At 51.7% G+C, this 26,179-nt stretch carries 20 protein-coding genes and 1 tRNA gene; 8 read left to right on the top strand and 13 right to left on the bottom strand.

The genetic code is table 11. The features are described from left to right. Positions 1 to 152: 152 nt before the first annotated feature. Entirely contained in the window at positions 153 to 1,241 is a 1,089-nt protein-coding gene (aroC, locus tag GS601_RS03810; protein WP_162421937.1) for a chorismate synthase, read from the bottom strand. 125 nt (positions 1,242 to 1,366) lie between these two features. Then, a tRNA-Lys gene (locus GS601_RS03815) sits at positions 1,367 to 1,438 on the bottom strand. A 338-nt stretch (positions 1,439 to 1,776) separates the two neighbouring features. On the opposite strand from GS601_RS03815, the gene psaC reads away from it, so the two are divergent. The 3 genes from psaC (at position 1,777) to hisH (ending at position 5,281) form a co-directional block, all read left to right on the top strand. Then, positions 1,777 to 2,022, top strand: coding sequence for a photosystem I iron-sulfur center protein PsaC (gene psaC / locus GS601_RS03820; RefSeq protein ID WP_009458117.1), 246 nt, complete (start codon positions 1,777 to 1,779; stop codon positions 2,020 to 2,022). A gap of 332 nt (positions 2,023 to 2,354) precedes the next feature. Continuing rightward, a complete protein-coding gene (gene glmS, locus GS601_RS03825) occupies positions 2,355 to 4,256 on the top strand; it encodes a glutamine--fructose-6-phosphate transaminase (isomerizing) (protein WP_162421938.1) in 1,902 nt (633 codons plus the stop codon). A 383-nt stretch (positions 4,257 to 4,639) separates the two neighbouring features. Then, entirely contained in the window at positions 4,640 to 5,281 is a 642-nt protein-coding gene (gene hisH, locus GS601_RS03830; protein WP_162421939.1) for an imidazole glycerol phosphate synthase subunit HisH, read from the top strand. Between the two features lie 10 nt (positions 5,282 to 5,291). On the opposite strand, the gene GS601_RS03835 is transcribed toward hisH, so the two are convergent. The 5 genes from GS601_RS03835 to GS601_RS03850 form a co-directional block, all read right to left on the bottom strand. Next, on the bottom strand, positions 5,292 to 6,719 hold the full coding sequence (locus GS601_RS03835) for a hypothetical protein (protein WP_162421940.1): 1,428 nt from the start codon (positions 6,717 to 6,719) through the stop codon (positions 5,292 to 5,294). Between the two features lie 5 nt (positions 6,720 to 6,724). Next, complete coding sequence (locus GS601_RS22825) at positions 6,725 to 6,865, bottom strand: hypothetical protein (RefSeq protein WP_202924830.1); 141 nt, start codon at positions 6,863 to 6,865, stop codon at positions 6,725 to 6,727. Between the two features lie 42 nt (positions 6,866 to 6,907). Continuing rightward, complete coding sequence (locus GS601_RS03840; protein WP_202924831.1) at positions 6,908 to 8,245, bottom strand: ferredoxin reductase family protein; 1,338 nt, start codon at positions 8,243 to 8,245, stop codon at positions 6,908 to 6,910. A gap of 17 nt (positions 8,246 to 8,262) precedes the next feature. Then, on the bottom strand, positions 8,263 to 9,051 hold the full coding sequence (locus GS601_RS03845; RefSeq protein WP_162421941.1) for a superoxide dismutase: 789 nt from the start codon (positions 9,049 to 9,051) through the stop codon (positions 8,263 to 8,265). A gap of 91 nt (positions 9,052 to 9,142) precedes the next feature. After that, positions 9,143 to 9,487, bottom strand: coding sequence for a phage holin family protein (locus tag GS601_RS03850; RefSeq protein WP_238393036.1), 345 nt, complete (start codon positions 9,485 to 9,487; stop codon positions 9,143 to 9,145). A 314-nt stretch (positions 9,488 to 9,801) separates the two neighbouring features. On the opposite strand from GS601_RS03850, the gene GS601_RS03855 reads away from it, so the two are divergent. Next, a complete protein-coding gene (locus GS601_RS03855; RefSeq protein WP_162421943.1) occupies positions 9,802 to 10,839 on the top strand; it encodes an AI-2E family transporter in 1,038 nt (345 codons plus the stop codon). A 63-nt stretch (positions 10,840 to 10,902) separates the two neighbouring features. On the opposite strand, the gene GS601_RS03860 is transcribed toward GS601_RS03855, so the two are convergent. The 6 genes from GS601_RS03860 to GS601_RS03885 all read right to left on the bottom strand — a co-directional run bounded on the left by GS601_RS03860 (position 10,903) and on the right by GS601_RS03885 (position 20,334). After that, positions 10,903 to 11,919 carry a DUF389 domain-containing protein gene (locus GS601_RS03860; protein ID WP_202924832.1) on the bottom strand — a complete coding sequence of 339 codons (1,017 nt, stop codon included), beginning with the start codon at positions 11,917 to 11,919 and terminating at the stop codon, positions 10,903 to 10,905. Positions 11,920 to 12,145: 226 nt separating this feature from the next. Next, complete coding sequence (locus GS601_RS03865) at positions 12,146 to 17,497, bottom strand: S8 family serine peptidase (protein ID WP_162421944.1); 5,352 nt, start codon at positions 17,495 to 17,497, stop codon at positions 12,146 to 12,148. Between the two features lie 84 nt (positions 17,498 to 17,581). Next, on the bottom strand, positions 17,582 to 18,118 hold the full coding sequence (locus tag GS601_RS03870; protein WP_162421945.1) for a hypothetical protein: 537 nt from the start codon (positions 18,116 to 18,118) through the stop codon (positions 17,582 to 17,584). 14 nt (positions 18,119 to 18,132) lie between these two features. Continuing rightward, positions 18,133 to 18,843, bottom strand: a complete 711-nt coding sequence (locus tag GS601_RS03875) for a hypothetical protein (protein WP_162421946.1) — start codon at positions 18,841 to 18,843, stop codon at positions 18,133 to 18,135. Beyond that, entirely contained in the window at positions 18,833 to 19,369 is a 537-nt protein-coding gene (locus GS601_RS03880; RefSeq protein WP_162421947.1) for a hypothetical protein, read from the bottom strand. Before GS601_RS03880 ends, GS601_RS03875 begins: the two co-directional genes overlap by 11 nt. 35 nt (positions 19,370 to 19,404) lie before the next feature. Further along, on the bottom strand, positions 19,405 to 20,334 hold the full coding sequence (locus GS601_RS03885; RefSeq protein WP_162421948.1) for a hypothetical protein: 930 nt from the start codon (positions 20,332 to 20,334) through the stop codon (positions 19,405 to 19,407). Positions 20,335 to 21,040: 706 nt separating this feature from the next. Between GS601_RS03885 and GS601_RS03890 the strand changes: the two genes are divergently transcribed. From GS601_RS03890 to GS601_RS03905, 4 genes are all read left to right on the top strand, one after another. After that, positions 21,041 to 22,528, top strand: a complete 1,488-nt coding sequence (locus tag GS601_RS03890; protein ID WP_238393039.1) for a sensor histidine kinase — start codon at positions 21,041 to 21,043, stop codon at positions 22,526 to 22,528. 2 nt (positions 22,529 to 22,530) lie between these two features. Continuing rightward, entirely contained in the window at positions 22,531 to 23,202 is a 672-nt protein-coding gene (locus GS601_RS03895; protein WP_162421950.1) for a response regulator transcription factor, read from the top strand. Between the two features lie 355 nt (positions 23,203 to 23,557). Beyond that, complete coding sequence (locus GS601_RS03900; RefSeq protein WP_162421951.1) at positions 23,558 to 24,913, top strand: glycosyltransferase family protein; 1,356 nt, start codon at positions 23,558 to 23,560, stop codon at positions 24,911 to 24,913. A gap of 2 nt (positions 24,914 to 24,915) precedes the next feature. Continuing rightward, positions 24,916 to 26,115 (top strand): glycosyltransferase family protein, encoded by a 1,200-nt coding sequence (locus GS601_RS03905; RefSeq protein ID WP_162421952.1) that lies wholly within the window; start codon positions 24,916 to 24,918, stop codon positions 26,113 to 26,115. The last annotated feature ends 64 nt before the right edge of the window (positions 26,116 to 26,179 follow it).

The raw sequence follows: 26,179 nt of genomic DNA on the forward strand, positions 1-26,179 counted from the left end.
TAGCAGACCTGAGACAGTAATCTTATCGTGCCAATTTGAAGAAGCCTCCCTTCAAGCAGCCTGATCTTCGGATAACCTTTGCGTGATCAAAGGCGTGATCAACCTTGCATCAATCTTGGTGCGTTTGCAAAGTGTTGCAGCAAATGGAGAAATTAATCGGCTTCTCCGCACTGCCCGCGTTGCCTCAAGAAATGATCGCATAAGACCAATGCCACCATTGCTTCAACCATTGGTACGGCTCTGGGCAAAACACACGGGTCATGACGACCTTTAGCAGCAAGCGTAACTTCCTCTCCCACATTGGTCACGGTGCGCTGCTCTTTGCGAATGGTTGCAGTCGGCTTGAAGGCAATTCGCAGGATGATGTGTTCGCCGTTGGAGATGCCGCCTTGCACGCCACCCGATCGGTTGGTTACAGTGCGAATCGTGCCTTGATCTGAATAATATTCGTCGTTGTGTTGGCTGCCAGTCAGGAGGGTTCCGGCAAACCCTGAGCCAATCTCGAAGCCTTTGGTAGCAGGCAAAGACATCACGGCTTTCGCCAAGTCTGCTTCTAGCTTGTCAAAGACAGGATCGCCCAAGCCTAAGGGAACACCTCTGGCGACACATTCTACAACGCCGCCGATCGAGTCCCCCTGATTGCGGACATGCTCAATCAGATCGATCATCCGATCGCTGCATTCTGCATCGGGGCACCGCACAATAGTGCTCTCAACCTGATCCATCGTCACCGTACCAGGCTCGATCACCGCTTCGATATCTTTAATGCGCTTGACGTAGGCAATAATTTCAACCCCCGCCGCTTCTTTAAGGATTTTTTTGGCGATCGCGCCTGCTGCCACTCGTCCAATCGTTTCTCGCGCCGATGAGCGTCCGCCGCCTTGCCAGTTGCGAATGCCGTACTTTGCGTCGTAAGTCGCATCGGCGTGAGAGGGGCGATATTTCACTGCCATTTCGTCATAGTCTTGCGATCGCTGATCTTTATTTCGCACGACGATCGCGATCGGCGTTCCCAGCGTCTTTCCCTCAAACACGCCCGACAAAATTTCACACTGATCCGCTTCTTTACGAGGCGTCGTAATTTTGCTCTGCCCCGGACGCCGCCGATCTAGCTCCACCTGAATCTCTTCTGCTGAAATCTCAAGGCGTGGCGGGCACCCATCGATCACCACACCCACGCCGCCGCCGTGCGATTCCCCAAAGGTGCTGATGCGAAACAGATGCCCAAAGGTGCTGCCCATAAGTGTCTACTACGAAAGGAGTCTTTCATCGTACCGGAAAAAGAATTCGTAGCCCATACCTCGTATCGGAAAACCTCCTAAGAACGAGTGACAGACTACGAATACATACAAACCATTAGGATTTATGGGTCGCCCGGGATTCGAACCCGGGACCAGTCGGTTAAAAGCCGAATGCTCTACCGCTGAGCTAGCGACCCTTGCGGTGTTTTGACCTTAACCACAATAGCACACATGCCTAGGAAATGGAGGGAAATATTGAAGACTTTTGGTAATATCCCCCTATTTCTGTGCCTCTGCACCGTCCACTCTCTCCCAGGCACCCGCTACCCACAGGCTCATACTTCACCCGCGCAGGCTGACTTTTTATCTGCCTGACGTAACGCAATTTAAACTTTTGCAACTGTCTGAGAAAGCAGGTCAACCCTGTAGAGTAAACTGAGCATTGATTCTGAGATTTAGCGGTTTTTAACCTTTAGATCAAGGGACTACAGATATTGCAACACATAAAGCGCACTAATCTGGAGCCTTTCATAACATGTCGCATACAGTCAAAATCTATGACACCTGCATCGGATGCACCCAGTGCGTCCGGGCTTGTCCCACAGACGTTCTAGAGATGGTTCCCTGGGATGGCTGTCGGGCGGGTCAAATTGCATCCTCGCCCAGAACCGAAGATTGTGTTGGCTGCAAACGTTGCGAAACGGCTTGCCCTACCGACTTCCTCAGCATCCGGGTTTACCTGGGCGCTGAAACCACTCGCAGTATGGGTCTTGCTTACTAAAAGCAAGCCTCTTACGGCAATCATTTTCATTCATGTGGGTTCAAAGTTTACAGGAGGCAAACGCGCCTCCTTTTTTTTTCGACGCAGTGATGAAGAGGTTGAGACCGGTATCCATAACCTTGCGATACTTCATCTCGCAACCTAATGACTATCAATACGATGACTATCAATACGATGACTATCAATACGATGAACGCCCAATGAAATAAATGCTTCTGAAGCAACAATCATGTTTTTTGGATGTCTTTTGTTGAACTGGTGTCTGGCAGCGATGATAAAAGTCAGGCTACAGTAGCGGTTACGATCGCCATCTAGCAAGGAGTGAACGTTTAATGTGCGGAATTGTCGGCTACATCGGAACAAACGAAGCAAGCGGTATTTTACTGGAAGGGCTACGGAAACTGGAATATCGCGGCTACGATTCTGCCGGAATTGCAACCGTTTTGGAGGGTGAAATTCACTGTGTGCGGGCAAAGGGTAAACTGCATAACCTCGAAGAAAAATTGGCAGGTGAAACGAATCCGGCGCGGCTTGGCATTGCTCATACGCGCTGGGCAACCCACGGCAGACCCGAAGAATATAATGCTCATCCCCATATGGACATGGCAAAGCGGATTGCCGTCATTCAAAACGGCATTATTGAAAACTACCGGGAATTGCGCGAAGAGTTGAAACGTCGTGGCTGTGAGTTTCGCTCGGACACCGATACCGAAGTGATTCCTCACTTGATTGCTGAAGAACTCGGCAAAGCCGAAACGGTAGCAGACGAGCCATTGATGGAAGCGGTGCGGCAGGTGGTGCAGAAATTACAAGGAGCCTTTGCGATCGCGGTCATTTGCGCCGACTATTCTGATGAACTAATCGTTGCCCGGCAACAAGCCCCCGTTGTTCTCGGCTTTGGGCAAGGAGAATTTTACTGCGCCTCTGATACCCCCGCCCTCATCCCCTACACCCGTGCCATTCTCACCTTAGAGAACGGTGAACTTGCCCGCATGACTCCCTTAGGCGTCGAGATTTACAGTTTCGAGGGGCAACGCCTGAAAAAAGCACCGCGCACCCTAGATGTGAACCCTGTCATGGTGGAAAAACAAGGGTTCAAACACTTCATGCTCAAGGAAATTTATGAGCAACCTGGTGTGGTGAGAGCCTGTTTAGAGGCTTACTTCGATGGAGATTGGACAGCCGCAGATGCCGCGATCGACAAGCCCCCCACGCATCTTGGGTTACCGCCTGACCTTTTTGCCAATTTGCAGCAGATTGAGATAGTGGCGTGTGGCACAAGCTGGCACGCCGGATTGGTCGGTAAATATTTGCTCGAACAGTTGGCAGGAGTGACTACGACGGTTCACTATGCCTCAGAATGCCGCTATGCGCCTCCTCCAATCGCGCCGAATACGCTAATAATTGGCGTAACTCAGTCGGGAGAAACGGCAGACACGCTAGCCGCTTTGGAAATGGAAAAAAAGCGCCGCTCCGGATTTGATCAAAACCCAGAGTTGCTACCCCGTCTGCTCGGAATTACAAACCGCCCAGAAAGTTCTTTGGGCAATTTAGTAGCAAGCATTATTGATACCCATGCCGGAATTGAAATCGGAGTTGCCGCCACCAAAACCTTTGTTGCTCAAGTTATGGCGTTTTATGCGCTGGCGATCGATCTTACCTATCGGCGGCAAGCAAAGTCTCCAGAGCAGCTAGAGCAGATGTTGGTTGGGCTGAGGCAACTTCCGGCGCACATGGAACTGGTGCTAGAAAGCCAAGAGCGCTATATCGAAGAACTCGCTCACGACTTTGCCGAAACTCAAGATTTCATTTTCTTGGGGCGCGGCATCAACTTCCCGATCGCACTAGAAGGGGCACTAAAACTCAAGGAAATCAGCTACATTCATGCCGAAGGGTATCCGGCAGGGGAGATGAAACACGGTCCGATCGCGCTGTTGGATGCCAAAGTCCCGGTCGTGACGATCGCGATGCCAGGATCTGTGTTTGAGAAGGTTCTTTCTAATGCTCAAGAAGCCAGAGCACGAGATGCGCGGCTCATCGGGGTGACGCCCATGGATGAGCAAGACGCCGCAGACACATTTGATACGCTAATTCCGGTTCCGCACATCGACGAAATGCTATCTCCCATTCTGACGGTGATTCCCCTACAGTTGTTGGCATACCATATTGCCGCAAGGCGCGGTCTAGATGTCGATCAACCCCGTAACTTAGCAAAGTCGGTAACGGTCGAATAGTGAAAGCCTAGTGCAGCATAGGCTGATCAATGAAAATAATGTCCTTTACTAACTGGCGCAGAACACAAATACTCACTCTCGTTCGTAACAATCTGCTCACGAAAGGTTGGAGTAGCAAGGGCGGTTTTGAGACGATCGCTATCCATTGCTAAATCCAGTTGGTTGGGCGTTGTTGAATCTGAGTATGCATCGCAGATCTGACCTCTCCCTAACCCTCTCCCAAAAAGAGAGGGAACAAGAATTTTAGCTCTCTTCTCCCCAAGGAAAAGAGTTGGGGAGAAGGGCAAATCATACTTGCATTTAGTAACGCCCCTTATGTCTCTAACGTATTGGTTCTAAACCCACTACAATTTTAAGTGTCGCGACGCGCAAGGATTGAAGCTATGGCAGTGATCGCTGTGATTGACTACGATATGGGGAACCTGCACTCGGCATGTAAAGGGTTGGAAAATGCAGGTGCAACGCCGCTTGTGACCGATTCGTCGCGGGAGCTTGAACGGGCTGATGCCGTCGTGCTTCCGGGGGTTGGCTCGTTTGACCCGGCAGTGCAGCACCTGCGATCGCGGCACCTAGAACAGCCGATCAAAGCTGCGATCGCAGGGGGCAAACCGTTTTTAGGCATCTGTCTCGGCTTGCAAATTTTGTTTGACTCTAGCGAAGAAGGAACCGAAGCGGGGCTAGGCATTATTCCGGGCGTTGTGCGGCGGTTTCGTCCAGAACCAGAGATTACAATTCCGCACATGGGTTGGAATCAGCTAGATCAATCTCAGGTTGATCATCCCCTCTGGCAAAAGCTTCCAAGCAATCCTTGGGTGTATTTTGTGCATTCCTATTATGTTGATCCTCTTGATCCAAAAGTGCGATCTGCCACAATCACTCATGGAACTCAAACAATTACGGCTGCTATTGCAAAAGATAATCTAATGGCGGTTCAGTTTCATCCTGAAAAATCATCGATCGCAGGCTTGCAAATTTTGTCGAATTTTGTTGAACTGGTGCACTCTCATTCTGCTGTTAGCGTTTGAGGTTGACAATCTACTGGTTTGACGTTCTAACTTTGCGATGTAATTGTTCAGTTTCGATTGCCAATTGCTCGATACCAATTTCACCAATCTCACGAACGTAATTAATTTTAATTTCTTCTAACATATCAATCAGTAATGATTCGATCTCTCTAGTGTTGTGTTTCTTTTGCAACTCCTGTTCTAAAGCATCTCGAACGTTTCGGCTCAGGCGTGTAGTAATTTCAGCGGCAACTGGATCTTCGAGTGTTTGCACTAAGTTGGCATAAGCGATGTGGGAGAGGGCTTTTGCCAAATTATCTGCGATTTGCTGCGGCAGATAACTAATGCCCGGAAGCTGCTGGAGTTGCTGATAGCCTGGAAGTTGCTTAACAGTTGTGACAACGCTATGGTGAACCAAAGCTTGAATGTCGGGCTGCACTTGGGGCAGCACATTTTTGACTCCGATATTGACTAAGCGAGCCGCGATCGCGCTGACTTCGTTTTGCCCATTCACCTGAACATAGTCGCCGCGTGTTTCTGGATACAATAGCCACCGCATGATGTCTCCCCGCCGGATCGACGCTTGCAGTTGATCGATCGCCTGAACTCCTACCATTTCCGTTAATTCGGCAGCAAACCCGATCACAAAGTCGTGCTGGGCTTCGGCTCGCAAAGGTTCGAGGTCGAGCAAATCTGCCTGATAGAGACGAACAGAGACGGGCAACACTCGCAGCCATCGCCAAAACGGCAGCAGCAGAAAGAAATCATACCACCGCCGCAGCGACGCCTCTAGCCAACTTAGCTCTGGCTGACGCTGCCCAATCGCCCGAATCCGGCTCAATGTATCCACGGCAAACAGCAAGATAAACGGCAGATCAATCAGCCAAAAATAATCGACAAAATGCCCAAACCGATCTACCTGGCGGTAGTAATTGGCAGCCAGTAAGGGGCGAATTTGAGTATTCCAGAAGGCGATCGCAGCTTGCCAGCCCGTTTGCGTCAGGTAGGGTTGGCTCCAGAAGCGATCGTAGGCTTCGCGATCAGATGTTGCCCCGGTGCGCGCCTTCAGCGTTTGGTTGATCGTTGCTATGGCATCGCTACGAGAGTCTCCTGCAAACCCATTCTCCTGACTTAGCCCTTGACTCCGCGCCTCCCTTCGCAACTTTGTGAGCGCTGTTTCAACGTCGGCTGACTGTAACCCAAACTGCACAACATGCGACTCTAATGCTGCTACTTGGTCTAAATAAGCCTGAGTTTCAGGGTAAGGGCGAATTCCCTTCACAAAATCATACTTCTGAACCAATTGTGGTGAAACTTGGAGATAAAACGATCGCGCATACAAATAGCTTAGATCGAAAAAGACCAATGCTAAATTGATTGCAGCTAGAACTGCGATCGCGCGTTCTAGCCAATAGCGACGATGACGGACTGGTTGATGTCCTGGCAATAACAGTGACATAAGAGTTAGATCTGGTTGAGGTCTTGAGTTTCAATGCGACCTGGCTCTGCCACAGGGCGATTTTGAATCCATGCAAAGAGGGCTGCCGCACTCACCAATATCACGGTTATAAAACCAACGAGTTGAAGCATGATACTATAGCGCATTGTTTTTCCAGCCTTTCTAAATCCGTGTATTTATCGGTGTAGTTAAGCGAGGTCATAGTGTTCCATATGAACGTTTGTGACCGGCACCTTTAGATCATGCAACGCTCGCTCTACTTGATCCATCATTTTTGGAACCGCGCAGATAAAGTAATGCCGTGTCCCGCGCCGGGCAGGAATGTAGCGCGCCAGCAGATCCTGATCGACGTAGCCTTTCTCCCCGTCCCAATCGTCGGCAGGCTCTCTCAGCACATGCACGATCGTCAAGTCCAACCGTTCGTTGAGGTCATCTAGCGCTTCCCGGTAGGTAATGTCTTCCCACGTTTTGCTGGAATAGATGAGCAGGTAGGGGCGATCGTCTCCCCGTTCGGCGGCGGTCACCAAAATACTCATCAACGGCGTGATCCCAATTCCTCCAGCGATCAGCACAAATCCGGCAGAATCTTCGTAGCGATCGCTCGTAAACACCCCATACGGACCATCTAAATACGCCTTTGTTCCGGGCTTGTAATCCTTAATCTTGCTGGTAAAGTCGCCCACTGCCTTGATGCCAAACTCTAACCGTTCAGAATGCTCCCCGCTCGACGACATCGAAAACGGGTGTTCTCGCATACTGAGCGGCGTAATGTTGAGCGTAATCCAAGAAAACTGACCCGGCTGGAAGCGAAAACCCTCATGCCCAACCGGGCGGAGCGCCAACGTCCAAACGTCTCCCCGTTCGGGCGTCACTTCTTCGACCAGGTAAGTTTTTTTGGTCATCAGCCAAGGCTTAACCAACCGGACATAAACAATCAGCCAGAGCGCCACCAGTGCGATCGCACTCCACAATACCGCTTTCCAAAACAAGCCTAAATAATTTCCCACCCCGATCGCATGCCCCAGCCCCAATCCCACCGCAAGAACCGACAGAATAGAATGCGACAAGCGCCACGGCTCGTAGGGAATCTTCAATTGTTTGCGCCACACCGTAGTGACAATCAGCATGATAAATGCCAGCGTTGCTAAAACCGCCAACCTCGCTCGCCAAGGGGCTTCGGGAAAGTTTAAAAGCTGGATCGTATCGGGCTGTACCCAAAACAAAACCAGTGGATGCACTAACACCATTGCGAATGCAACGAATGATGTATAGCGATGAAATTGCAAAATCAAATCAATGCCATAGGATGCCTCGACACGATTAATACGCGCAGTCAACGCAAACTGCAATGCCATTAATGCCAGCCCAATAAATCCTAACGCAACGGAAAATTCAACCCAAAATCCCCGCTCTCCTGGGGGCGGATAAATCAACAAAACAAGCAATGGCAACAGGGTAAACAGTAAAAATGCAAGAATCCAACAGAGCGCAACGACAATCGGGCTGTGCATCAACAGGTTTCGCATGGCAGTTCTCCGGCAATTTAGCGAGGTTGCGAGGCTTGAGTACGACGATTCACTTCATCCCAATTAACCACGTTCCACCAGTTGTTGAGATATTGAGCGCGTTGGTTTTGGTATCTCAAATAATAGGCGTGTTCCCACACATCATTTCCCATGATCGGGTAGCTGCCATCGCTAATGGGGTTGTCTTGATTGGGAGTAGAAACGATTTGCAACTGCCCTTGAGGATTGCGAACCAGCCACACCCACCCACTGCCAAAGCGATCGCTGCCAGCGGCATTAAACTGCTTGCGAAACTCCTCAAAACTACCAAAGGTTTGATTGATTTCCTGAGCGATCGCTCCGGTCGGTTGCCCACCGCCATTGGGAGCCATGATTTGCCAAAAAATGGTGTGGTTTAGGTGCCCACCCGCATTGTTTCGCACCGTTTGACGAATCGCTTCTGGCACTTGGTTGAGGTCACGTAGCATGGCTTCCACGCTCAGTTTCTGCACATTGGGCTGATCTTTTAGCGCATCGTTGATGTTATCAACATAGGTTTGGTGATGGCGATCGTGGTGGATCTGCATCGTTTGTGCGTCGATCGCTTGATTTAGTGCGTTCGCTGCGTAAGGCAATGGCGGCAATTGCGCGGGTGAAGCGCTTAGTTCGCGATCGGGGTAAGCCACCGGAAGCGTAGTTACTGCCGGGGACGGAGAAGCAGTTGGGGATTGAGATCCGACCGGCTGGGTGGGTTGGCAAGCCACTACGATCGCGCTCAACACCACACCGAGCAAGGCAGTGATTGGATGTCGCAGAAATGTTTTCATTCTTTTCAATTCAAGATTTACAACTTGGAAACGCGGGAGGAATCAAAGTCCTTAGTTTATCAAGTTAGTGGTGAAAAATTATCGAACAAAATTATCGAACAATGGATAACAGGAGCGAATTAATAATTGTCAGCGCAAGTGAGCCAAGGAGCGCACTCCAAAAGCCGTACCGCAGCCGGAAGCCATTTACGATCGCAGCCGCAATTCCAAAGATAATGGCATTTAGAACAAATAAAAATAAGCCAAAAGTAATAATAATAAACGGGAGACCGAGGATAACAAGAATGGGTCTTAGAATAGCATTAAGAACGCCAAATACCGCCGCAGAAAGGGCTGCTTTGCCAAATCCATCAATCTCAACCCCGATCGGTAGTCGAGAAATAATTAAAAAGGTTACGGTTGTAACTAGCCAAGTGATCAGTAGATTCGTCATCATGACCTCATCTAAACGAAATGAGCAGGGAAACAACCCGGTGTCTAGCTTCAGCATCGAAACTAAAAGTGACTCAAAAATGACAGCAGGTTCAACCTAAGTTGAGACCTATCGCATCTCAAAATTTGGTCAGGTTTGGTAAGAACAGCAGGAATAGGGTCTGTTTTTCTAGGGGCAAACTCAGCAGCACTGGCTGCCTAACTCCGACATCTCCGCAGATAGAGGCTATCGATACGCAGATCTGCAAAACTGCCACAATATATATCAATATATATATTGTCAGCGACAGATATTGGAGGAAAACCCGCAAAAATACTATGAATGAGCCAACTAAAAATTTTTGGGATCAACTCCACAACGCAAAGCTCGTTCGCTACTTGTTGTTGTTTGCGCTAGCGTGGGCGATCGTACAAGTATTGGCATATTTTGAAAGTGTTATTATTATTTTTGTCTTTGCCGCAATTTTTGCATTTCTGCTAAATTTTCCGGTACGTTGGGCATCGCGCATCATGCCGCGGGGACTCGCGGTCACGCTAGTATTTTTGCTAAGTTTACTCGTCGTGGGTGGCATTCTGGCAACCTTGGGTATTGCCGCCGTCTCCCAAGCGCAACAACTTGTGAACCAAGCTCCGCAGTTGCTCACCTCCGCGATCGCGTTACTAGACAGTCTACAAAACCTGTTGCAGCGATGGAACTTTAGCGTTGACTTTAGTGAAATTGAGGCGCAGCTTCGTGACCAAGCACTCAACACGTTAGGGTTTGGGTTTACAACGCTCCAGAGTTTGCTCTTTAGCTTATTGGATCTGGTGCTCATTGCTGTCGTTGCGTTTTTTATGTTGCTAGATGGTAAACGCTTGTGGAATCTAGTTCTCAAGATCTTCCCAAGGCGGGTTCGCACTCAAGTCACCACTGCCGTTCGTGAAAATTTTCTTGGCTTTTTCTGGGGACGCTTTTTGCTATCCGTTTTCTTTGCGGTTTCAACGTTTATTGTTTTTATTGTGTTGGGTATTCCCTATGCGTTAGGATTAGCCGCGATCGCAGGTGTGTTTGATCTGATTCCTGGTATAGGTGCAACCCTTGGCATTAGCTTAATCTCGCTGATTGTCTTGCCTCAAGGAATTTTAGTAAGTTTAAAAGTTTTAATTGGCTGTGTGCTGCTTCAGCAGGTTGAAGAAAATTTGCTAATGCCACGGATTATGCAAGGCTCGATCAACATGAATCCGGTGGTGATGTTTTTTGCATTGCTGATTGGTGCTAGAGTTGCAGGACTCGTTGGCGTGTTTCTCTCCATTCCGATCGCAGGGGTGCTGATCAGTTTGTTTGAAGTGGAAGAAATGCAAGGGACAACAGACTGATGCTGAGGGGCAATGGCTTGGGTAACACAGGGAAACGATGGGGTGAAAGGGGGTGCTATAAGATTAGCGTGGCGGAATGGAGGGTACGACACGGCGAACTTCTTCAACTTGCCCCACCTGAAAAACTAGCGTAAATGGCTGCTCCATTTCGCGACTGATGAACTCTTCTAGCAACTCCACTTGGCGCGGGGTGACGACTTCTTTAGCACGCACATTGAGGTACACTTCAGGAGGGTTAGAAAGCCAGTTAACCTCGCTGCGTAACAGTTCTAATTGCTGAAATGTCACCGTGCGATTGAGTAGTGCCTGCTCAATGCTGATTCGCAGTTGCGCTTGGCGAACTAACCGAGCAAAACTAATGCCTAGCGGGATGAGTAGCAGCAACGTTAGTACTGCTGTCCAGGTTAGGGCTTTGCGGGCACGACGCACAGGGATGTAGCCAGCAATTAGAAACGTCAGCATACACGACAACGTAATACCCAACAAATTGGTGAGGTAAAGCAGACCTGCACCCAAACTCAGCGACCCATTCAGTTGCGCCAAACCCAGCCCAACCACACAAATAGGAGGCATCAGTGCCACTGCGATCGCAGTTCCTGCCAAACTGCCTGCAATCTTCGGCTTAATTTTGGCATAGCCGCTAATGCCGCCAGCGGCAACCGCAATTCCTAAATCGAGCAGGTTTGGTTCAGAGCGCGCCCAAACTTCGCTACCGTAGCTGGGCAGCCCAACCAAGAGTCCCAAACTGTAGGAAATTGCAACCGACAGCAGCGTTCCGATCAAGACTGAAATTGCACCTTCTCGAAACAGAGCCACCCGACCAACCAATGCCCCCAAAGCAAGCCCACGAATGGGTAGCATCAACGGAGCCACAATCATCGCCCCGATGATGACTGCCGCGCTATTGCTCAGCAAACCAAACGTGGCGATCGCGCAAGACCCCACAATCAAAACCAAGTAGCTGACATCTATGCAAGATTCGGCTAACAAGTCAGACACAATCTGCTGAAGCTCAGCGCGCGTTGCCCGCCGCCGCCGAAAATTTTTGAATCGATTACGAACGTCTCGGATGATCGTCATTCAGTGTTCAAACTTGAGAGGAATTAGACTGCTTGCATCAATTTATGGGCAACAGATCAGATAGCAGAGGTAGCGGATGAGAAGAGTTTGATCTGACGTTTTATTCATTCAATCCGTTCCATCCGATCCTTCATCCGGTGTCACTCCACGTTTGCAAGCCGTCTACTGTATTTGGGCTTCCTGTATTTTAAATGCACCTCGCATAACGGAATCTCTACCAATTTTTCTACCGAGGCTTCCTGAGTGACCAGAGGCGGATCGTCGTGTTATAGCCTACGCCTTTGCTGTCCATCACTGCCTGCCACCAACTCTGCGTCTTTTCGGTCAGTCGTTGATCGAGGCTGGTTGTAACGTCATCGTCAAGCCCACCCGAAAACTGGTCGAGCCAGTAAATCTTAGCATCAGCAGTGGTGTGATCTACCAGCAAAAGCACACTGTGGTATCCGTCCAGAATCGATAGGGCAAACGCAAACCAGCATCCCTCCGTCTGAGATGCTGCCAGCACTGCATCTTGGACGCTGACCTTCAGCCGTTCAGGTTTAAGCGTTCCGGCTGTACGATCGCGGCGGTCGTAGAAATTGATCTCCGTCGGGGCAACGGTAAAACCCGCTTTGCGGAGTTGCTCCATCGCCTTTTCAATGGTCTGGGTCGTCAGGTTCGCCATCTGGACGCGGCGGCGGCTTGCCCCCCGTGCACGATTTTGCTTTAGACGCAGGGGCAAGAGTTGCCCAAGGGCGACGTTCAGCATGACAATACAGCTACAGCGATCGACACTGTTGGCACTGGCAGCCACTGCATTATCTTCATAGACCTGTCGGACTCTGGCAATATCTGCTGCCGAGAAACATTTTGTCCACCGCCGCCGCCGCGCTTGCTCTCCGGAGAGCAACTCCTCCTCAGCCATAATTCTCTCTGTCAAAGCGATGAGCAGAGGATCGTCTAGCTCGCGTGCTTCAGTGCGATCGCGGCTCTCTTCCGCTTCCAAAGACTCGATGATCTGTTCTTCCGCATCGGGCATCGTTTCATCGTCGAATTGCTCAACTGCTTCAGACTCCACCGCCAACGTCTCATCCTCTTCCCTAGGAGGTGGGGTTGGGGTGGTACCGTTGCCAAGGGCATTGAGCATCTGCACCACGCGCCGCTTAAACAGGCGTCCATAGCGCTCCGAACCACTGACCCGCCGCCCAACAAAGTAAATCGAGCCTCGTGCCGTCCCATTTAAGATGGTTGCATCCAGCGGCAGGGCGAGATAATTACCGCTATGGCGGCTATGCAGACGAACCCCAAGCGCCGGAATAATCAGATCGGTTTCTTGAAAGAGCCGATCCCAATCGGCATTCGTCGTCACGGTGGCAATGCGCTCCGAGTCTTGCCCTGCCCAGCGTCGCCGATAGTCTGCAATCACGGGATGGGCAATAGGATGATTCTGTATGTACTCGATCAGATGCTTGTAAGCAGCGCGAAACGTGGTTTGAATGATGCCCCGCCCCCGGAATTTGAAAAAGTCGGCTTCTAGAATAATGCCGCTCGTTGCCGGATCGGTAGAGGTGGGAAAATCGTTTTGTGGGTATTGGTCGCCACCCCAGCGTGCATCGGTCGTATTGCGGATGCGATCGCTGAGCGGCAAGTGCCCATGAGCCGCCAGAAAGTCGCGATCGTTGAACAGGGCAAGGGCAGTCCGATTGCTGCTACTGGTGTTGTACGATCGTTTGACATCGGAAATTCGATCAAAGGCGTAGGCAATGCCAGGATGCCCAGTGCGCCCAACCCGCTCACTGAGCGGCAGTAATGAACCGCCGGTTTCGTTAATGATGATGCTCATCAAGCTTAAGAACTGAAACAAATTGATGGAGGGCACACCAAACATGTCAGGGATGCGATCCCAAAGGCGGGTAAATCGCCCTTTCACCGCTGCGGCGTCGCCCCGTGCCCCGATGCGCTTGCCGCGCCAATCTCCCTGCCCACCGATCCGCGCATTAAACCAGTCCACAAAGTCAGCCCTGGTGGTGCGCTGAAAGAAATCATTAATCTCCCTGCCGTTGCTGAAGGTGATGGGTGACACAAGGGCAACAAACGCAGGCGATACATCGGTTGCTGGAGTTGCCGGAGGAGAAACAGGGGTTACAGGCGTTGGGGTGACGGGGGTTGGGGTGGGGCTTCCGCCACCCGGTGATCCAGGAGGCGAGGGTGCTCCTGCCGCCACCAGAGCCGCTTCGGTCTGAGTGCCAACGATGCCATCTACCGTTAGCCCACGGCGGCGCTGAAAGGTGCGAACGGCAGCGCGGGTGCGCGAACCGCTGATGCCATCTACCGCTAATCCAGCATTATTGATCTGATTTAGTGATGCTTGCACCCATCGAATGTAATCGGGGCTGCGGCGATTGATCGTTGTACTTGCTGGAGTGGTTGGTGTTGGGATTGGTGTTGGGATTGGTGTTGGGATTGCACCCGGAGTTCCAGCCCCCGCGCCGACCAGCCCATGTTCTTGCAGGTGCAGCAGGTAGCGGGTTGGGTTGAGCAGGTTCGATGGGCGGGGAGAACCTTTCAACCACTGAGCATTCCTGCGCGTTCCTGGAGTGTAGACTTCAAAGTGAATCATGGTGCTGCCACCGGGATTACGCCCAACATAGGCGATAATCTGCCCTGCCCGCACCCGCGATCCACGACTTAACCCAGTGCGCCGCAGCGAGTCAGGAGCAACTTCGCCATAATTCACAACCACGTTAGAGTGGGCAACAAACAGAGCATTTGTGGTCTTGTTCTCGCCACAGCAAAAGGGGTAGAAGCTGATAATCTCACCGTCTTCGATCGCGACTACGGGGTCGCCGTAGTTGGCAAACAGATCAATCCCGGCGTGATAGCGCGTTCTGTTAGAACGATCTGCTAGCCAGCGTCGTCCCTGATGCCCAATATTGCTGCCATCATCGGCGGTATAGCTGACTGTGCGCCCCTGTCTGTGGTTGGTGATAATAGGCCAGTAGCTACCCGCTGGGGGTAGGGGCGCAAAGGGGGCTGGGCTGCCTACCGGCAAAGCCATTGGCGGTTTGGTTGGGGTTAGAGGGGGGGGATTGGTCTCGAAGATGTCGATCATCGATTCGCTTTCGTTGTCATCTTCAAGTCCTAGCCATTCATCAATGTCTTCGGGCAGAATCTGCTCTTCGGGCAGAACATGCTCACCAATCTGTTCACCAATCTGTTCACCAATCTGTTCACCAATCATCTGGTCAACCTGTTCACCTATTGGGGCACGGCGCACCCGCAGAATTAGCTGATTTGATGGCACCACACGGCGCGCATTCAGGATGCGGCGGGCATAGCGTTGAGCGGCGCGATGGGGGCAGGCTCCGGCTTCGACGACAATGCCGTAATAGCCAGGGCGCGCTGCTTCTAGCGTCCACCCTTGGGCGATCGCTTGTTCAGGCTGGAGCAGATTCTCAGAGCCGATAAACGCCACATGGATATATCCTTCGCCAGGAATGTGCCGCAGCAACACGTCGCCAGGGCGCAGGCTGCCCGTGAGGACGCTACCAGGACCTGCGATCGCATCCAACCCACCGGATAACGGCGGCTGAGCAACCGCCGTCGGACGGGCAAAGCTCATAAACAAATCGCGCAGCGAACCGACACTCGGCAGACCAGAACGTTGAAGGACTTGGTGCAAATGGGTGTGAACGGGCAATTGAGACGCGATCGCACTCTCCACTGTCTCCAACCATTCAGAGTCTAATGTCGCTTCGCCCACGGCGGTTTCATGCAGGTTCGTTTGCATATCAGTTCTCCCTGGAATATAAGATGGGTTAGAAGGTGCGCTCGGCACAGGTGCAGCAAGGGATTGCTTCAAAAAGTGGCGGGTAGCATCAAGCGCGGCGTCTATGGTTAATCTGCCGCTGCCGATGCGGTAGATTTCATTTTCCTCGGCATCTACCGGGGTCGTGCTACTCAACAGCAGATTGCGCGTGTCGTTAATGGCTAGGGTCTGATTGCATCGGTTAGCCAGATCAAACATCAAAGCCACCGTCCCCGCCACATGGGGAGCCGCCATACTCGTGCCAGATTTTCGCACTAAAAACCGTTGGGATACGTTGGCATCCCGCGACCTAGAACGAGCCGCCTGAACCGCTACCCCAGGTGCAACCAACTCGGGTTTGGGGCGCTGATCTCGCGTTGGTCCAGAACTGCTGAATCGCCCCATTCGTCGTGCCGGATCGTGGGCATTATAGGCACCCACGGCAATGGTACGCAGACCATTACATATCGTGCCCGTGGTATTTAATGGCACTGCGTATGAGCTTGAAAACTGGGACTGGCAATCGCGACAAGTGGCATCTCGCTCGATCCAAATGTTAAAGCGCCCATCCACAACATCAACCCCGGTTAAACTGACTTCCCACCGTCCTGCGGGTGCGCCCTGCTCGATGTAAATGTGGCAGTTGTTGTCTAGGTTATTGGGTTCTCGCGCTCGGTGATAAACTTTGCACACCACCTGATGGTTCACCTGGATGGTCGCCTGATCGTCTAACCCAGTTCGCTTAGACATCAGCCCGTTAGGCGTCAGCACCGCAATCTCTAAAACATCCCGCCCAGAGTACCAAATCTCCATTTCATTGGGGGTCACATCTGCTTCGCTGACCACAAATGGAATGGTTAGCACCTGCCCTGGCAAGACGCGCCCTGCACTGTGCGCCATGCGATCGTAATAGTTGCCCGTGCTCTGGATGATGGCGCAACCGGGCTTAGCGCTCACAATGGCATCGAAGCCCTGTTCCACTAAGGTCGAACCGTCATGGGGTCCCATTTGCCGCCCCATGCTGAAATTCATCACCACGGGGCGCTCTTGAGCCGTCGCCAAGATGAAGTCAGCGGCTTCTAAGACTGCCACAGAATCCCCTAAATTGACTTGGGCAGGAAACGCCCGATGGTATAGATGGACAAAAACCAGATCAGCCTCTGGCGCAACGCCCACCGGGTCGCCAACGCTGCCATTGCCCGCCGCAATATCAAGGACGTGAGTGCCGTGGGTGCCGCTTCCTGTAGGGTCAGACTGAGAGAAAAAGTAGCCCAATGTTGCCAGTGGATCTACTGAGGCTAGGGCATGGTTAATCTCTTGGGCGCTGTGAATCACCCCATAGCCATAACGATTGGGGCGGGCAGCCTGGTAGGGGGCGCTTTGATCCCATAATGCCAGGAGCCGCGTTGTCCCGTCGTGATGGCGAAAGTTAGGGTGAGTAAAGTCGCAGCCCCAATCTACGACCCCCACCACCACGTTTTTGCCTGTGATGCCTACATTTCTGCGGGGGCGGCGGTTGTCACTTTCAAGTTCAGGCAAGGATTGGCTTTCGTCGTCGATCGGCACCTCGTCGCCTGGGGTCAACAGGTCGGGTGCTTTCATACTGGCGACGGTCTCATGATTGCGGATCTCTACGATCGCACCGCGTTGCAGCCTGCCCGTAACGATGTTGCCAAACCGCGCGACAACATGGACGTTAGGCGGGATCATATCGGGTCGATGGAGCCGGATAATAGTGCCGACTTCTTCGTTGGCATCGCCCTCGGCTAGCTCCCAGAGAGCAGGTTCCATGGCTACTTTTCCCCAACAGTAGGATTGAGGCTAATCAATATTGCAGGTGCGTTTAATCGGCTATTGAGGCAGACGCCACCGGCATCAGTTTTTCATAAACCGTCGAGACAACAGCCTGAATAGATGATGTCGGAGCCACAACAGGTATCTGGCTCCCCTGCGCCTACGCCTAGGTGGAATGCCGCTTCCAGAGGAATTTATAGAGTCTTGAATGTCGCGCAGGGTCGCCAAAATCTTGTCAGAGGTGTTTTGTGAACCGACTAGCTCACTGACCCCAGCTTCAAGCTTCACGATCCGATCGTTGAGCCTTTCAACCCTGTCCCCGATCTGGTCAATCTGGGCTGTCGCACGGATCGCGGCGGCGGCGGTCTCCTGAGCCTGTTGGACTGCCTGCTGAACCTTGTCTATAAGCTGAGCTTGGGGATCAGGTTGCTCGGCTGATAACTGCATTGCATCAAAACGTGCTAGCTCAGCCACCAACAGGATGCTGGCTGGCGACCCACCCAGGAGCGTCAGCACAATACCCCATTGGGTCGCTTGTGAAGACTTCAGTCCGACCTGTTCGGCAAGCAGTCTGCCAACGATAAACGCTCTAATTCGCTGATTCGCTGTCGTTGGCATTGCCTATTGCTGGGTTAAAGCCCGCCGTTAGACATCATCATCATCACCAGAATTAGCATTGTCGGATCGAGTCCGCCCGAAGAGGATTGCCCAGGGGTGCCCGTTTGTTGTTGCTGTTGCTGCATTAACAGTAAGAGGACAATGGGCATGTTGTCACCCATGCCGCCGCCCGCCCGTCCTGGCTTGCCAATGTTGCGCCCCATCGACATGAACAGTACGAGGGGCAGAATATCGAGTTTTGAACTGACGCCAGAAACCGTGCTGACGACGCCCGGACCTACGGGGGCAGTGGTGGGTTCGAGCCGTGGGCTAGATTCCCCTTGTGAAGTAAGGGTCAAATTTTGGCGTTGGATATCGAGCGATCGCGGCAGCAACATCGAAATGAGCGAGATCTGGCGCAAACTCGCTAGGTCGGCATTCACCTTTTTAAGCCGAGTATCAACATCGCCAAGGTCTTCTTTAGCAGTGCTGACTTCCCGCGCTAACTGCTTATCACGGGCACGGGCGGCTTCAGCTTCGCGCTTGAGTTGAGCCGCCGTCCGCCCTCCTCCTTGGCTCGGTGCTGGTTGACGCCGCCACGCCGCACCAGACGTGCGTACACCCTGACGGCGGGGACGACGACGGCGGCGACGACGGCGGGATTCATCAAACTCTAGGTCTTCAAAATCAGATTCAAAATCGCTCTCATCGTACTCATCATAGGTTTCAAGCATTTCATCCAACATGTTGGGGTTCCTCCCTTGTTTTCGGTTGAGTAACAGTGGCTTGCCGCTCTAGGTGCTGTCGTTTGAGTTCCCGCGCTGCTCGCACAGCAGGAAGCACCCATTCTTCAAACAACGCCCAATCCAGCGCCATAGTCCCAGGCTTACCCTTGCCATGGCACTCTGGGCAGTGCGAATCTTGCCCCCAGCACAGATAGCAAGCACCGAGCGCGGCAGCTAGTTCGTCGTTGTGAGTTTCCAGTTCCTCGATCTGCTGTTGCAGGAGTTCAATCTGTTGTTGCATCGCTGTGAACCGCGATCGCAGGCGTTTAATCGCCCGACGGCGGCGCGACGGTGCCTCGTCGTCATCGTCTAGATCGATCTCGTGATCCTCGTCTTTCTGAGCGTTGCTGGTGGAAAGAGCTTGAGAAAGCACCATGCGCGCCATGGGGTCAAGATCACTGTTATCGTTGAGCATCTCTTCAAGGTTTGCCTGCCCCCCCTGCCCAGACAACAACATATTCATCAGGATCTGGTTCATATCACTCATGCAGCCCTCCTCGGCGGTGACGGTAGCGATCGCTTCTAAGCTTCGGCATACTCGAAGTCGTCTAGCATTTCGTAGAACGACTCATCAAACTCAACAACTTCGTCGTAGTCGTTGTAGCGTTCGTCATCTTCATCATCAAAGGTTTCGTCATCAAAGGTTTCGTCGTCATAAAAGGCTTCGTCATCTTCAATGAAGAGAGATTCGTTAGCCTGGTAAAGGGTTTCCAGAATATAGCTAGACTGCTCATCGGGATTGGCAGGATCAAAGACCGATTCACTCGATAGGGTATCGATCCTTTCGCCTACCATCTCGTATTCCTCAGCGACGCGCGTGGCTAATGTGCCGAGGGCAGCCAAGATAGATTGGATGGGCAGGGATTGGTTGCCCACCCGGACGCTTCGAGATCCGGCATTACCGGCTAAGGCATTGAGCACCGCCTGCTGGGTTTGGGGCTGGGCTAGCAACGCCGCCAACTGACCCCTAGCTCCGTGTTGCCCACGGCTCAGTGCGCCCATGGCAGTCTGCCCGACCTGCCCAATTAATCCAGCAGTTCCGCCGCGACGCCCCAGTGCGCCCAAGGCTTGCCCCCCGACCTGCCGAGCAATATTGGTCGCTGAGGTTCCCGGTTGGGGGCGATAGGTGACCCCTCCAAGCGTGCCCCCTGCGATCGCGCCTCCAAGCGCGCCAAACGGTCCTAGGGCGGCTCCTGTGGTTGCCCCGGTGACGGCACCAGAAACAATTCCCGGTGCACGACGACCGATCTCACGACCAACCTTACCGAGGGAACGCCCAATGTTGCGAAAGAAGCTTTCGGCTTCCTCTGGAGACAGGTCGGGGAAGGTTTCAATGAGGAGAGATTCAACCTCTTCGGTAGGGAGGTAACGGTACTGGGGATCTAAAAACTGGCGGGTTGCGTAGTAGGGATCAGTTGATTCGTCATACTCAACCAGGGGATCATAAGACATGACATCCTGTTCTCCTTATCGCGATATGTTTGTCTTTATTGAGCTATTTAGGATTGTTTAGCTAGATACGTTGAGCCTCTAAAAAAATGAGTGAGCACAAAAGATACCTGAAACCATCTGATAACAAATCAAGCACGGGTTCAAATAGACATGGGTTCAAATAGACATTACCTGGAGCAAAAAATCACTTATGCTTTATGCGATCGCAAAGAAGATCCCATAAAGCTAAAATCATTAACCTTTCTAACTCAATCGATCGCAGTGATGCCTGAAGCTGACCATTTATTGACTGGTCTTAATACCTTCTGGCAAATCACGCAAAAAACGAAAACATCTTAGAAGAGTAGATGCTTTAATGAGGACAACGCTGGTCAGACTTTACGATCGCTATTAGTGTTGGCCTATACCAAATATAAGTACTAAATAGCCGTATTACCCCGATATTTGGATTTCTTAATAGATATGATCCTAAGAGAATGTTTGAAACAGGATCGCTCATCGCATTCAGTCGCCCACGAACCAATGGTAGGCAGGACAACAACGCCATCCGCAAACCATTAGAGATCGGCACACCTGTTGAAACATTCCGAAGATTTTTGTAGATCATTTTGTAGATCCTAAGAAACCTCTCACTTCGTCATTCTTTTGGTATGTAATGGCAGCTACCTCCTCCAAATCTAGCCCTTTAACCAAACCCCCACAGAGGTTGAAACGTTTCTTTGGAGAAGCCCGCACTCAAATCTTGCTCTGGTATCTCCTGCTGTTTTTGGGGTTTGTCGCGATCGCGCTGCCGTTAATGCGCTATTTCATCTTTGCCAAAGTCAATGAGCGAGTCCGTAAAGATTTATTTGAGGAAGTCAAAGATTTTCAGGCATTAATGGCAGGTCAGTTGACCCCCAGCGATCGCGTCACCATCAGGCGAATGCGAGAAGACGGCAGACCAGACTTTACCCTCCGCCCCCAAACTCCTAGAGAAGTTGAAGGCGTGTTTGAGGTCTTTTTTGCACGACGAGTGCCAGAAGACGACACGTTTTTGATTGGAATTGTCGATCAAAAATATTATAAATCTAGCCCCAGAGCGCTGCCCGATAAACTGCAACCCGGCAAGCCTCTGATGCTGCGATGGCAATCTATGACGCAACTGCCGCAAACAGAGCCAGAAATTTCTGACTCCACGATCCAGGGCGTTCTTTATATTGCAGAACCAATTGAAGTCGATGGTAAGACGGTCGGTATGCTAGTTGTTGCTCACACGGCTGAAGGCGAACGGAAAGAGGCACTAGAAGCGCTGATCGTGGTGATGGAAGTGATTGGGCTGGCGCTGGTGCTGGTGCTGCTGGCAGCGTGGTGGGTGTCGGGGCGAGTGTTGGCTCCCCTGCGCGGATTGGTGAAAACGGCACACCAGATCAGCGAATCAGATCTGACGGCACGCATTCCGGTGGTGGGAGACGGTGAGATTGCTGACCTCGCCAAAACGTTTAATGAAATGATGGATCGAGTCGAGGAGTCTTTTGCCACCCAGCGCATGTTTATCAACGATGCAGGGCACGAATTACGCACCCCGATCACGATTATTCAGGGAAACCTGGAAGTGATGGGAGACGACCCCGCCGATCGGCAAGAAACCTTGGTGCTGGTGATGGATGAACTCGATCGCATGGCACGAATGGTAGACGATTTGATGATGTTAGCAAAATCAGAACGACCCGATTTTTTGCGACCTGAAATTGTGGACATAGCGGCATTTACAGAAGAGTTGTTGGCCAAGGTAAAAGCGCTGGGCGATCGCACCTGGCACCTCGATGCAGCGGCACTTGGCTCGGTGATCTTGGATCGTCAGCGCATCACTGAAGCGGTGATCAACCTGGCGCAAAACGCGGTTCAGCATACGGCGGTGGGTCAGATCATTGCGATCGGGTCGGCGATGGATAGAACCCATTTGCGGCTGTGGGTGCGCGATCGCGGAGAAGGCATTGCTCCTAACGATCAAGTTCGCATTTTTGAGCGGTTTGCTCGTGCGGCTAAAACTCGTCGCAAATCAGATGGGGCTGGGTTAGGGCTGTCGATTGTCCGGGCGATCGCAGAAGCCCATCATGGCACCATTGCGCTGCACTCCCACGTTGCCCGAGGATCAACCTTCACGCTAATTTTGCCGATTCGCCCTTTGCCCAGCACCCTAGCTAGGAGACCGTGACCATGCCCCATATTTTGATCGCTGAAGACGAACCCCGCATCTCTGGATTTATTGAAAAAGGGTTGAAAGCCAATGGTTTCACCGCCGCGATCGCAGAGGATGCAGATACCGCCCTAGACCTGGCGCTAGGGGGCAATTTTGACCTGATGATCTTAGATTTAGGGCTGCCTGGAAAAGATGGGCTAGAGGTGCTAGAACACTTGCGCGGGCAAGGAGAGCGCCTCCCCATCATTATTTTGACTGCCCGCGACGATATTCAATACAAAGTGGCTGGGTTTGAGGGAGGAGCCGATGATTACCTCACCAAGCCATTTCGGTTTGAGGAACTGTTGGTGCGAATTAAGGCTCGGTTGCGCGATCATCTCAGTGCCTCTGTGCAAGAAGAAACAGTGTTGCAAGCGGGAGATATTCAGCTAGATTTGCGAACCCGGCAGGCAAAGGTTGGCGATGTGTGGGTTGAGTTGCCCTCTCGCGAGTTTATTTTGGCAGAAATGTTTTTTCGGTATCCGGGGCGGGTGTTGAGCCGAGAGCAGTTGCTCGATCGGGTGTGGGGCTATGACTACGACCCCGGCTCTAATATTGTGGATGTGTATGTAGGCTATTTGCGAAAAAAACTGGGCAGCAGCCTGATCGAAACTGTGCGCGGCATGGGCTACCGGCTGCGAAATGGGTAGCTGCGATCGCGGCTCTAGCCTTACTTACCCTCGCTGGTAGCAGACTCAGTTTCTAGGAGATTGTTCCTAAACTTTCATGAGACTTCCCTCATCAAAGTTTCATGAATGTTTCATCAAAATTTGTAAAACTAATAAACAACTTAAACTAGGAAAATTGACCCTATAAACCAGTGGTGCACTGTTAGCATTTGCCAGTATTCGATGGAATTAAAGTCATTAAATTAAACTGCGATCGCTCAGCCAGTTAAACACTTCAAAATTAATTGTTAAACGCTTCGTTAAACGCTCTAGATGAAGTAATGCGATCGCACTAGGCACAACTTTGAAATCATCGACCCATTACTTGGAAACTGCCATGCGAATCATGGTCTACTCTCATGATGCATACGGCTTGGGCAACGTTCGTCGCATGTTAGCCATTTGCGAATACCTGCTAGATGCCATCCCCGATCTTTCGATCCTGCTGCTGTCTGGATCGCCCATGCTGCAAAGCTTTCGCCTCCCGCAAAGGCTCGACTACATCAAACTTCCCTGCCTAAACCGCGACGAATCGGGGCAACTATCTACCAAATATCTCAGCACCGATTTAGAGATGCTCCTCACGTTGCGTGCAGACATCATGTTAGCTGCCGCACGCAACTTTCAACCCGATCTGCTAATGGTAGATAAAAAGCCCTATGGCTTACGAGACGAGTTGAAAACCACCGTTCGCTACCTCAAGGTAACTCAGCCCCAAACTCGCTTTGTGCTGCTGCTGCGCGATATTCTCGACACCCCAGCAACCACGATTCGAGAATGGCAAACCCACGGCTATTACGCCGCGATCGCAGATTACTATGACCAAATTCTGGTGGTCGGAATGCCGGAAATTTTCGACCCCCGTCACGAGTATGCCTTGCCCCCAGACATTGCGGCTAAGATAATCTTTTGTGGCTATGTGCAGAAAGCACCGGGACACCGCCAACCCCACGCGATTCGCCAAGAGTTGGGAGTTGCTGCCGCAGAACGCTTGGTGCTCGTGACAACCGGGGGCGGCGCAGATGGCTATCCCCTCGTGGCAGCCTACCTCGATGGTCTCACCAGCAGGCTCTCTGCGAACCCGCCGTTTAAAACCCTAGTGATCACGGGGTCAGAAATGCCCGTTGACCAGCAGCAAAAGATTCAGGAAAAGGCGCGATCGCTGCCCCAGGTTCAGGTGTTGGAATTTACCAACGATCCCATGAGCTATATTGCCGCCGCCGATCTGGTGGTTTGTATGAGCGGTTACAACACCATTACAGAAGTCTTGTCTCAAGCCAAACGAGCGATCGTGGTGCCGCGCACAAAACCCGGTCAAGAGCAGTTGATTCGGGCTGAGCGAATGCAGAAGTTTAATTTGCTGGTGGCAATTGAGCCAGAATTGCTAACACCAGAGTTGCTCAGAAGCACCGTTGAACGCGAGTTACAGACTCTTGGTACATCCCGTGCTGCCCTCTGCTTAGATTTGGGTGCACTGCCTCAGGTGGCTCAAACCATTTCTGACTTGTTGCCTCATACTTACAGCGCGATCGCGGCTTTGCCTCCTGCCGAAGGAAATGCTACCTATCCGCTCCAATATGTGCCCCAATATGTGCCCCAGAGCCGCGATCGCAATTTTTTAGCGCGTCTCGATACCAACTCGTCGCCCCCAGCCTTCCTTTCGCAAAGAACCATGTCACACAGGATAGAGTAACCATGAAACGGCTCATGTTTTATTGCCAACACATCCTTGGGATGGGGCACTTGGTTCGCAGCATGGAAATTGTACGCGGACTCACTCCAACCTTTCAAGTGTGCTTTATCAACGGCGGCGAAATTATCAATGGCTTCGCAATTCCTGATGGCATTGAAATAGTCAATCTTCCTGCCATCAAAACCGACTCAGAATTTCGCACCTTGCAAGCGGTGGATAGTAATCAGGATTTAGCCATCCTGCAAGAAGTTCGCAAAACCCAACTGCTCGCGGTTTTCAAGCAGTTTCAGCCGGATGTGCTAATGGTAGAGCTATTCCCATTTGGGCGGCGCAAATTTTCGTTTGAATTGATTCCGTTACTCGAAGAGATTCGGGCACAGGGCAAGCAAACCAAGGTGGTGTGCAGTTTGCGAGATATTGTTGTCACCAAACAAAACCGTGATCAGCACGAAGAAAAAGTGTGCACCCTGATGAATCAGTATTTTGATTTGCTGCTAATTCACGGCGACGCTCAGTTTCAACCGATCGAGGAAACCTTTTCGCGCATTCACGAATTGCGCTGCCCGGTTCACTACACTGGTTACGTGGTGCAATCTCAAAGGGTGCAATCTCAGCCCGAATCGGCGATTTGTGACACCTCCCAAGAGACCGTGCTCACCCTTCCTCAGCCGTTGATTTTGGCTACGGTGGGCGGCGGACGCTTTGGGCACGAATTGCTCAATGCCGTCGTTGATACTGCCCCCATTTTAGAAGTGGCGTTGCCCCACCACATTCAAGTCTTCACCGGCCCTTTTTTCCCCGACAAACAGTTTGCCGATCTGCAAGCTAAAGCCGTGCAATGTGGCAATCTCACTGTCGATCGCTTTACCCCAAACCTGTTGCCCTATATGCAGAAGGCGGATTTGTCGATCAGCATGTCGGGCTACAACACCACTATGAACGTGCTGACAACAGGCACTCGCGCTCTGCTGCTAGCCTTTACCGGCAACGACGATCAAGAGCAGCGCATCCGCTCGGAAAAGCTTGCCAAATTGGGCGTGGTGGATACGATTCAGCCCGATCAACTAGAGCCGCATCGCTTTGCCCTACATGTGATGACCTGTCTGCAAAAACAGCCTACCACCCTGGAATTTGATTTCAATGGGGTGACCAAAACTGCTGCTCTGTTACAGCACCTCGTTGCCGATCAGCAAGTTGCCTGACCACCGCTTGTTGTTCTAACTGATCCCGTTCATGTTCTCTTCAAACGAGAGCAGACCTTGAATT

The organism is Myxacorys almedinensis A (genome assembly GCF_010091945.1).
Classification (GTDB): domain Bacteria; phylum Cyanobacteriota; class Cyanobacteriia; order Leptolyngbyales; family Leptolyngbyaceae; genus Myxacorys; species Myxacorys almedinensis.

What these genes read in the sequence shown, in the direction of transcription:
- GS601_RS03880 (WP_162421947.1), bottom strand. Translation starts at nt 19,369, where the DNA reads ATGAGTGATATGAACCAGATCCTGATGAATATGTTGTTGTCTGGGCAG.
- GS601_RS03840 (WP_202924831.1), bottom strand. Translation starts at nt 8,245, where the DNA reads ATGCGAAACCTGTTGATGCACAGCCCGATTGTCGTTGCGCTCTGTTGG.
- GS601_RS03860 (WP_202924832.1), bottom strand. Translation starts at nt 11,919, where the DNA reads ATGACGATCATCCGAGACGTTCGTAATCGATTCAAAAATTTTCGGCGG.
- GS601_RS03900 (WP_162421951.1), top strand. Translation starts at nt 23,558, where the DNA reads ATGCGAATCATGGTCTACTCTCATGATGCATACGGCTTGGGCAACGTT.
- GS601_RS03895 (WP_162421950.1), top strand. Translation starts at nt 22,531, where the DNA reads ATGCCCCATATTTTGATCGCTGAAGACGAACCCCGCATCTCTGGATTT.
- GS601_RS03885 (WP_162421948.1), bottom strand. Translation starts at nt 20,334, where the DNA reads ATGTCTTATGATCCCCTGGTTGAGTATGACGAATCAACTGATCCCTAC.
- GS601_RS03835 (WP_162421940.1), bottom strand. Translation starts at nt 6,719, where the DNA reads ATGTCACTGTTATTGCCAGGACATCAACCAGTCCGTCATCGTCGCTAT.
- aroC (WP_162421937.1), bottom strand. Translation starts at nt 1,241, where the DNA reads ATGGGCAGCACCTTTGGGCATCTGTTTCGCATCAGCACCTTTGGGGAA.
- GS601_RS22825 (WP_202924830.1), bottom strand. Translation starts at nt 6,865, where the DNA reads ATGCGCTATAGTATCATGCTTCAACTCGTTGGTTTTATAACCGTGATA.
- psaC (WP_009458117.1), top strand. Translation starts at nt 1,777, where the DNA reads ATGTCGCATACAGTCAAAATCTATGACACCTGCATCGGATGCACCCAG.
- GS601_RS03865 (WP_162421944.1), bottom strand. Translation starts at nt 17,497, where the DNA reads ATGGAACCTGCTCTCTGGGAGCTAGCCGAGGGCGATGCCAACGAAGAA.
- GS601_RS03905 (WP_162421952.1), top strand. Translation starts at nt 24,916, where the DNA reads ATGAAACGGCTCATGTTTTATTGCCAACACATCCTTGGGATGGGGCAC.
- GS601_RS03850 (WP_238393036.1), bottom strand. Translation starts at nt 9,487, where the DNA reads ATGATGACGAATCTACTGATCACTTGGCTAGTTACAACCGTAACCTTT.
- glmS (WP_162421938.1), top strand. Translation starts at nt 2,355, where the DNA reads ATGTGCGGAATTGTCGGCTACATCGGAACAAACGAAGCAAGCGGTATT.
- GS601_RS03870 (WP_162421945.1), bottom strand. Translation starts at nt 18,118, where the DNA reads ATGCCAACGACAGCGAATCAGCGAATTAGAGCGTTTATCGTTGGCAGA.
- GS601_RS03875 (WP_162421946.1), bottom strand. Translation starts at nt 18,843, where the DNA reads ATGTTGGATGAAATGCTTGAAACCTATGATGAGTACGATGAGAGCGAT.
- hisH (WP_162421939.1), top strand. Translation starts at nt 4,640, where the DNA reads ATGGCAGTGATCGCTGTGATTGACTACGATATGGGGAACCTGCACTCG.
- GS601_RS03845 (WP_162421941.1), bottom strand. Translation starts at nt 9,051, where the DNA reads ATGAAAACATTTCTGCGACATCCAATCACTGCCTTGCTCGGTGTGGTG.
- GS601_RS03855 (WP_162421943.1), top strand. Translation starts at nt 9,802, where the DNA reads ATGAATGAGCCAACTAAAAATTTTTGGGATCAACTCCACAACGCAAAG.